5 protein-coding genes are annotated in these 9,068 nt (G+C 51.6%); 3 read left to right on the plus strand and 2 right to left on the minus strand.

The genetic code is table 11. The features are described from left to right. Positions 1 to 112 precede the first annotated feature (112 nt). Positions 113 to 1,189 carry a DUF1573 domain-containing protein gene (locus AC06ND_RS03715; protein ID WP_475677647.1) on the plus strand — a complete coding sequence of 359 codons (1,077 nt, stop codon included), beginning with the start codon at positions 113 to 115 and terminating at the stop codon, positions 1,187 to 1,189. 9 nt (positions 1,190 to 1,198) lie between these two features. After that, a complete protein-coding gene (locus tag AC06ND_RS03720) occupies positions 1,199 to 2,296 on the plus strand; it encodes a putative manganese transporter (RefSeq protein ID WP_475677648.1) in 1,098 nt (365 codons plus the stop codon). Here the strand turns inward: AC06ND_RS03720 and AC06ND_RS03725 are convergent. Continuing rightward, positions 2,293 to 2,802: a LysR family transcriptional regulator gene (locus AC06ND_RS03725; protein WP_475677649.1), complete on the minus strand. Its 510-nt coding sequence runs from the start codon at positions 2,800 to 2,802 to the stop codon at positions 2,293 to 2,295. The genes AC06ND_RS03720 and AC06ND_RS03725 overlap by 4 nt on opposite strands. A 120-nt stretch (positions 2,803 to 2,922) precedes the next feature. Here AC06ND_RS03725 and AC06ND_RS03730 point away from each other — a divergent pair, with 120 nt between their 5' ends. Then, positions 2,923 to 5,712 (plus strand): M16 family metallopeptidase, encoded by a 2,790-nt coding sequence (locus AC06ND_RS03730; RefSeq protein ID WP_475677650.1) that lies wholly within the window; start codon positions 2,923 to 2,925, stop codon positions 5,710 to 5,712. A gap of 111 nt (positions 5,713 to 5,823) precedes the next feature. On the opposite strand, the gene nifJ is transcribed toward AC06ND_RS03730, so the two are convergent. Then, positions 5,824 to 9,068 (minus strand): pyruvate:ferredoxin (flavodoxin) oxidoreductase (nifJ, locus tag AC06ND_RS03735; protein WP_475677651.1); only part of this gene is annotated, 3,245 nt, incomplete at its 5' end.

The raw sequence follows: 9,068 nt of genomic DNA on the forward strand, positions 1-9,068 counted from the left end.
TTTATTGTGGTTAATTTTCTTTCGGCTTCCTTTTTGTAATACTTAGGATAGCGAGACAAATTTATGCGTTTTATTTGAATTTACAAACATCAAAAGAAGTATCTTTGCAGCCATGAAACGTATCTCAACAATACTTACAGCGGCGTTCCTGTTCATATCCTCATTCGCAGGAGCCCAGAATACCTTTGGTGACATCGTGTCTTTCAACGAGACCGTACATAATTTCGGCGAGGTCCAGCTCGTTGACGGAGCTGTCAGCTGTAGCTTTACTGTTACGAACATCAGCAACAAGCCTCTTGCAATCCTTAGCGTGGTGAGCTCATGCGGATGTACCGACGTGGATTGGACCAAGGAACCTCTCGCTCCGGGAAAGTGCGGTACTATCAGCGCGACCTACAGTAACGATGAAGGCCCTTATCCTTTCGACAAGACCCTCACAGCTTACTTTTCAGGCATGAACAAGCCTGTGATCCTCAGACTCAGGGGCGTGTCTGTACAGAAGAAGGAGACGCTTGAGAAGGCTTATCCTGTCCATCTTGGAAATTTCGCCCTCAAGGAGACGGAAATCAAGTGCGGCAACCTCGAACAGGGCGGGACCATGTATGAGGAAATGCTCGTCGCTAATATCGGCAAGACTGACCTCAAGGTAGATTTCAAGGATGTGGATCCTGATCTTTCAATCAAGGTCAGCCCGAATCCTATTCCACCTGGTGCGACTGCAAGGCTTCAGTATAGTGTGAAGGCAAATCGCAGCAAATGGGGCAAGAACAGGTACTATGCGACTCCTGTAGTTGCGGGCAAGGCTCAGAAGAGGCTCTCAATATGGGCGGTGACCAAGGAGAACTTCTCCGGCATGACCAAAGCCGAGAAGGATAATGCTTCTCGTCCTATGTTCGATTCCAGCACTTATAACTTCGGTACGGTGAAAGCGGGAAAGAAGATTGAGGCAAGCTTCACCGTCAATAATAAAGGTAAGAGCGAATTCAAGGTATATAAGGTGGACTCTGACACCAAGGGCGTAAGCAATGGCGCGTTCCCTGTCGTAGCTGCCGGCGGCAAGGCTACATGGAAATGTACTCTCGATACTACCGGTTATCCTAAGGGTGAGGCTCTCGTGATCCTTACTCTCATAACGAACTCACCGAACAGGCCACTCGTGACCCTGTTCCTTACCGGAATGATAGAATAAATGATTTCTGTGGCAGGATTATTCTTTGATTCACTTCTGAATGCGATCCTCATCTCCGGCCTGGTGGTCGTGATGATGATGATGATCGAATCACTCAACATAGAATCGCGTGGCGGCCTGTTCGGCGGCCTGAGGAAGAGTCGTGTGGGGCAGGTGCTCTGTGCGGCCCTTCTTGGTTCGATGCCCGGCTGCATGGGTGGATTCGCAGTGGTCTCTCTCTACACTCATGGACTTATGTCCTTCGGTGCCCTGGTGGCGATGATGATTGCAACTGCCGGAGATGAGTCGTTCGTGATGCTGGCTATGATACCGAAGGATGCGATATGGATACTTGTGCTGACCTTCGGCATTGCAGTGCTTGCCGGAATCATTGTTGACCGATTCTATAAAAAGCCTCTCCAGACCCACTGCGGCGAGGAATTTACCGTACATGATGCAGATTGCTGCGAACATGAGCATGACCATCACCACGAGGCGGAGTGCGAACATGAGCATCATCATGGACGTCACCTTACGTGGAAGCGTGCGTTGATGTTCGTCGGTGTGGGACTCTTTCTCGCGGCGCTGGGACTCGGGCTGTTGGAGCACGAACATGAGTCGGAAATTGCGGAAGTCGCGACGACCGGCGGAATCAACCTGCTGAGCGAGGACTGGATGAACGTTCTCTTCGCCTTCCTTGGCGTGCTGGTCCTTGGCGTGCTCATCTTTGCTTCAGACCATTTCGTGGAGGAACATCTCTGGAGGCATATCATAGTAAAGCATCTTCCTACCATATTCGCATGGACATTCGGGGTGCTCTTTGCTCTCAGTCTCGTGCTGACTTTCCTCGATATAGAGGACTGGATAGTCAGCAATACCTTGCTGATGATACTTCTGGCGGCAGTCGTGGGTATCATACCTGAATCCGGACCGCATCTTGTCTTCGTCACGCTCTATGCGTCAGGTATCCTTCCTCTGCCCGTGCTACTTGCAAGCTGTATCGCTCAGGATGGACATGCCGGTCTCCCTCTTCTTGCGGAGAGCAAGAGGAGTTTCGTCATTGCAAAACTTATAAATTGCGTGCTCGCTGTCGCAGTGGGCGTGGTGGCGATGCTGCTGATCCGCTAGAATTTACTGAACTGAGCGCGGATAAGCGGCCAGATAGGATGTTCAAGGAATGATGCCGATGGAGTAGCAGAGATGTCCTTGCCGTTTCTCGAAACCGTCATGTCGGCACCTTCTACAGGAGTGAGCATGATTGCTACAGCGGTCTTCGGCAGTATGCTGTATATGTAAGGGAGAAGTTTGGTGGTGATTTCCGGGAGTAGGTCCTGATCGACGGCAATGCGTATGAGCTTGAGAGAACTTATCTCGTCGAAACTGCTGAATATGGCTTCGAGCTCCTGATAGCTTGCAACTATGTTCTGGGCATAGGCATTAAAGACCTGACCTTGGGCTGTGAGCTCGACAGATCCTCGCTTTCTTTCGAACAGCTTTACGTCGTAGGCTTTCTCGATCTCGGATATGTTCTGGCTGACCGCTGGCTGTGAAATGCCAAGCTTGCGGGCGGCGGCAGTGAAACTGCCTTCGTTCGCTGCTGATAGAAACACTTTTATCCTGAAATCTTCGAACATGTTGACAAATTTAGCAAAGAATGGCTTACATTCGTATGTTTTTTTGCTTTGAACATGTAATAAACCGGCATGAGGCTGCGTCTAACATGCAGATGTTTGAAATATTATACCTACAATAACATGAAAAAATTTATCATCTCAGCAATCGCTCTTGCCGCATCGGCATTTGCCTTTGCCCAGACTCCGCTCCCAAACGATCCTGAAGTTCGTGTCGGAAAGCTTGAGAACGGTCTTACCTATTACATCCGTCATAACGACAAGCCTGCCGAGAGGGCAGACTTCTACCTCGTTTCCAATGTCGGAGCTATCCAGGAAGGACCTGGACAGGACGGTCTTGCACATTTCCTTGAGCACATGTGCTTCAACGGACTCAAGAATCTTCCTGGAAAGCAGATGCTTGAGTACCTCCAGAGTATCGGCGCATCTTTCGGTGGCAACATCAACGCTTCCACCGGAGTGGAGGTTACCCAGTACATGCTCAACAACATTCCTATCGTTCGTGAGGGCGTCGTAGATACCTGTCTTCTCGTGATGCATGACTATTCTCACTTCGTAGTGAACGACCCTGTCGAGATTGACAATGAGAGGGGAGTCATACTCGAGGAGAAGAGGACCCTCAACACAGCAAGCTGGAGAATGTTCGAGCAGAGTGCACCATATCTCTATGGCGACACCAAGTATGCTACCACCAATATCATCGGTTCAGAAGAGAACCTCAAGACCTTCAAGCCTGAGACTCTCGTGGACTTCTATCAGACTTGGTATCGTCCGGACAATCAGGCTGTGATCGTGGTCGGAGACATCGACGTGGACCAGATCGAGGCAAAGCTCGTGAAGCTCTTTGCTGACATCCCAGCACCTGTCAACCCTCGTCCGAAGGAAGTAATCACAATTCCTGACAACGTAGATCCTATCATCGCCGTCCTTACCGACGCCGAGCTCACCAATAATGAGTTCGAGATTGTCTGGAAGCGTCCGGCAATCCCAGAGGAACTTAACAATACCGATCAGGTGTTTGTCCTTGACCTCATTGATGACATCATGTCTCTCGTGATGTCAGAAAGGTTCAATGACATCACATCAAAGCCGGGTGCTCCTTTCTTCAGTGCTCAGCTCGGTAACGGAAGCCTTGTTGAAAGCTGTGATGCTCTCATGGGCGCATTCGTATACGAGAACGGTAAGGATAGGGAGGCCCTCACTGCCTTCATGTATGAAGTGGAGAAACTTAAGAGATATGGCGTGACCGAGGCTGAGTTCCAGCGCGCGAAGGACAATCTTCTCTCATACTTCGAGAAGGCTGCCGAGGGTGCAGAAAGCCGCAAGAACCCTGATTTCATCAGGCCTCTCATCAAGGCTTTCACCGACAATGACCATTTCATGACTCCTGCAGACTCATATCAGCTCGCACAGATGGTTCTCGGCCAGCTCAGCGCTGCCGCAGTCAATCAGGTCGTGCCTCAGTACATCACTGACGAGAACATGGTTGTCCTGCTTGAGGGCGTGTCTGCTGCAGAGCATCCTACTGATAAGGAGATCCACGACATCATCATGGCATCACGCTCCGCTGAGGTCGAGGCTCCTGCAGAGGAGGAGAGCGGTCTCGAGCTCCTCGATGCAAGCAAGCTCAAGGGCGCAAAGCTCAAGGGTGGCAAGTCTACCATTGCAGGCGCTACTGAGTATATGCTCAAGAACGGCGTACGTGTCGTAGTGCTTCCTACTGACTATAAGAAGGACGAGGTCATGATCAAGCTCGTGAAGTCAGGTGGTGAGTCTACCATCGCTACCGAGGACCTCTACTCATTCGAGGACAATATCTGGAGCCTCTATCTCCAGAATACGGGTATCGGAGAGTTCAGCTCAAACGAGGTGAACAAGATCCTTGCGGGCAAGAACGCTCATGCCAACCCTGTAATCAACCTAACAAACCACGGAATCAGCGCTTCAGCTGCTCCTAAGGACATCGAGACTGCTTTCCAGCTCATGTACATGCTCTTCATGCAGCCTCGCTTTGACGCTGATGAGTTCCAGATCGGCATCGACCGCATCAATGCAGTCCTTCCTAATATGGAGGCAGACCCTATGTTCCAGCTCCAGAAGAGGATTCCTGAGGATATCTACGGTGGCAACCCACGTCGTTTCATGATCAGTGAGGACGTTGTCGCAAAGGCTGGCATCGAGCATCTCGAGAAAGCATATCGCTCTCTCTTCAATGACGCAGCAGGCGCTACTGTATACGTCGTCGGAAACGTGGATATGGCTCAGCTCAAACCTCTCCTCGAGAAGTATGTCGGCTCTCTTCCTAAGGGAAAGAAGGCAAGCTCATGGGTAGATGACGGTGCACGCTTCCGCAGCGGTGAATTCAAGGATCACTTCTCTGTCCCTATGACTACGCCTAAGGCCAGCGTCATCCAGGTATATAGCGCAAATGTTCCTGCTACCGTGGAGAACCGTCTTCTCCTCAATGCGGTAAGCTATGTGCTCGATATGACCTACGTCAATACACTCCGTGAGGAGGAAGGCGGTACCTATGGTGCATCAGTGTCACAGGAGTTCAACCGCCGTCCATACGAGCTCGCTCTCATCCAGGTGTATTTCGATACCAACACAGAGCAGGCAGCCTCACTCGAGGCTCTCGTAGAGAAGGGGCTCAGGGAGCTTGCCGAGAACGGTCCTTCAGACGAGTTCTTCGGACGTACCATTGAGCGTTTCAAGACAGCTCTTCCACAGAACCGTATCTCTAACAGCTACTGGATGGGCGTTCTCAACAATTACTATGAGTATGGTGAGAATACCGATATCGAGCAGGAGGCAGCTATCAACGCTCTTACCAAGGAGAAGATTGCTGGCATGGCTAGGACTCTTCTCGAGTCAAAGAACTACATCGAGATCGAGATGATGCCGGCTGAGTAGTCAGTATACCTTATAATATATGTCATCTGGAAGCATCGGCTTCCGGATGACATTAAAAAATACGAGGTCGACCAAACGGTCGACCTCGTATCTCTTATATCGAAGTCAGGATTACTTCGCGAGTCTCTTGTAGGTCTCGAGACGGATCTTAGCGAATTCCTCAGTCTTCTGGAGGAGCTCACCAGCTCTGTCTGGGAACATCTTGTAGAGAGATGCGAAACGAACCTCGCCCTTGAGGAAGTCCTGGAACTTGGTCCAGTCTGGCTCCTTGCTGTCAAGAGCGAATGGGTTCTGGTCGGTACCCTCGAGTGCAGGGTTGTACCTGTAGAGGTGCCAGTAACCGCAATCGACAGCGAGCTTCTCCTCCTTCTGGCTGAGACCCATACCTGCCTTGAGGCCATGGTTGATACATGGAGCGTAAGCGATGATGAGTGATGGACCATCATAAGCCTCAGCCTCGCGTACAGCCTTGATGAACTGTGCAGGGTTAGAACCCATTGCAACCTGTGCAACGTATACATAACCGTAGCTCATTGCCATCATACCGAGATCTTTCTTGCGAACCTTCTTACCTGAAGCAGCGAACTTGGCGATCGCACCAGCAGGGGTAGACTTAGATGACTGTCCACCGGTGTTAGAGTAAACCTCGGTGTCGAGTACGAGGATGTTCACGTTCTCACCAGAAGCGAGCACATGGTCGAGTCCGCCGTATCCGATATCGTAGCTTGCACCGTCACCACCGATGATCCACTGGCTGCGTGCAGGGATGAAGTGCTTGTACTCGAGGAGAGCCTTGCAAGTGTCGCAACCGCAAGCCTCCATGAGAGGAACGAGATCGTCAGCAACCTTACGGGTGATGGCTGCATCCTCCCTGTTCTCAAGCCACATGGTGAAGAGAGCCTTCATCTCGTCTGAGCAGCATGAGCAGCTGAGACCCTTCTCCATGAGACCTGCAACGGTAGCACGAGCGCGGTCAGAACCGAGCTTCATACCGAGACCGAACTCGCAGAAGTCCTCGAAGAGTGAGTTAGCCCAAGCTGGACCGTGGCCCTGTGCGTTGGTGCAATATGGTGATGCTGGGAATGAAGCGCCGTAGATTGATGAGCAACCGGTAGCGTTGGCGATCATCATGGGGTCACCCCAGAGCTGGGTGATAGCCTTGACGTATGGAGTCTCACCGCAACCTGCGCAAGCACCGCTGAACTCGAAGAGTGGCTGTGCGAACTGGCTGTTCTTGACGTTAGCCTTCTTGTCACCAACTTCCTTGTAGCCTACCTTAGAGTTGAGGTAGTCGAAGTTAGCCTGCTCAGGAATCTGTGACTCGTAAGATACCATCTTGAGAGCCTTCTCCTTAGCGAGGCAGACGTCAACGCAGTTACCGCAACCGGTACAGTCTGCTGGAGATACCTGCATTGTGTAGATATAGTCCTTGAGGTTCGCCTTACCCTGCTGACGCTTGATGTCTGCAGGAGCAGCTGCTGACTCGTCGGCTGTCATGAGGAATGGACGGATAGCAGCGTGAGGACAAGCGTATGCACAGTTGTTACACTGGATACAGTTCTCAGAGTTCCACTCAGGAACAACGACTGCGACGCCGCGCTTCTCATAAGCAGCAGTACCTGCTGGGATGGTACCGTCTGCGATATCCTTGAATGCGCTTACAGGAAGCTTGTCACCCTGCTGTGCATTTACGATGTCTGCGATGTTCTTTACGAAAGCTGGAGCGATGCGATCCTTGTTAGGGTTCTCGAACTTGCCGGTGATATTCTTCCAGTCTGCAGGAATCTCAACCTTGGTGTACTCACCACCGCGGTCTACTGCAGCGTAGTTCATGTTCACGATGTTCTCACCCTTCTTGCCGTAGCTCTTGAGGATTGCCTTCTTCATGTAACCGACAGCCTCCTCGTAAGGAATGATGCCGGTGATCTTGAAGAATGCTGACTGGAGGATGGTGTTGGTACGTCCGCCGAGTCCGATCTCTGCAGCGATCTTGGTAGCGTTGATGATATAGAGGGTGATGTTCTTGCGACCGATGATTCCCTTCACATGGTCAGGAATTCTCTGGAGGGTCTCGGCCTCATCCCAAAGGCTGTTGAGGAGGAGGGTGCCGTTCTCCTTGATGCCCTCGAGCACGTTGTACTTGCTGAGGTATGAAGGAACGTGGCATGCTACGAAATCAGGAGTACCTACGAGGTATGGAGCCTTGATTGGGCTTGCACCGAAACGGAGGTGTGAGCAGGTGTATCCACCTGACTTCTTAGAGTCGTAGTCGAAGTAACCCTGTGCATAGAGAGGGGTCTGGTCACCGATGATCTTGATGGTGTTCTTGTTGGCACCTACGGTACCGTCTGAACCGAGACCATAGAAACGGCACTCGGTGGTACCTGGCTTCACGATTGAGATCTCCTCCTTTACAGGAAGTGACTTGAAGGTAACGTCGTCGACGATACCGATGGTGAAGTCGTTCTTAGGCTCCTTAGAAGCGAGATTGTCGTAAACAGCGATGATCTGTGCAGGAGTGGTGTCCTTTGAAGAGAGACCATAACGTCCGCCGATGATCATAGGAGCGTTCTCGACGCCCTGATAGCTTGCCTTGATGTCGATGTAGAGAGGCTCACCAACTGAACCTGGCTCCTTGGTGCGGTCGAGGACAGCGATCCTCTTCACGCTCTTAGGCATTGCCTTCTGGAAGTACTTAGCTGAGAAAGGACTGTAGAGACGAACGATGAGTACACCGACCTTGCGGCCCTGAGCCTCGAGATAGTCGATGGTCTCCTTGATGGTCTCGGTAACAGAACCCATTGCGATGATGACGTCCTCAGCGTCAGCTGCACCATAGTAGTCGAAAGGACGGTAGTTGCGGCCGGTAAGCTCGCTGATCTCGCCCATGTAACGTGCAACGATGTCTGGAACTGCATCATAGTATGCGTTTGCAGCCTCACGAGCCTGGAAGTAAACGTCACCGTTCTGAGCGGTACCGCGGGTAACAGGAGCGTCAGGAGAGAGAGCGTTCTTGCGGAATGCTGCGAGAGCCTTCTCGCTAATCATGCTCTTGAGGGCAGCCTCGTCGAGGAGCTCGATCTTCTGGATCTCATGTGAGGTACGGAAACCGTCGAAGAAGTGTACGAAAGGAACGCGAGCCTTAAGGGTAGCGAGGTGTGCTACTGCTGCGAGGTCCTCAGCCTCCTGTACGGAAGCAGATGCGAGCATTGCCCAACCGGTCTGGCGGCAGGCCATCACGGCCTGGTGATCACCGAAGATTGAGAGAGCCTCGGCTGCGAGTGCACGTGCAGATACGTGGAACACTGCTGGGAGGAGCTCACCGGCGATCTTGTACATGTTAGGAATCATGAGGA

The sequence above is a fragment of the Candidatus Cryptobacteroides sp. genome, from assembly GCF_056207615.1.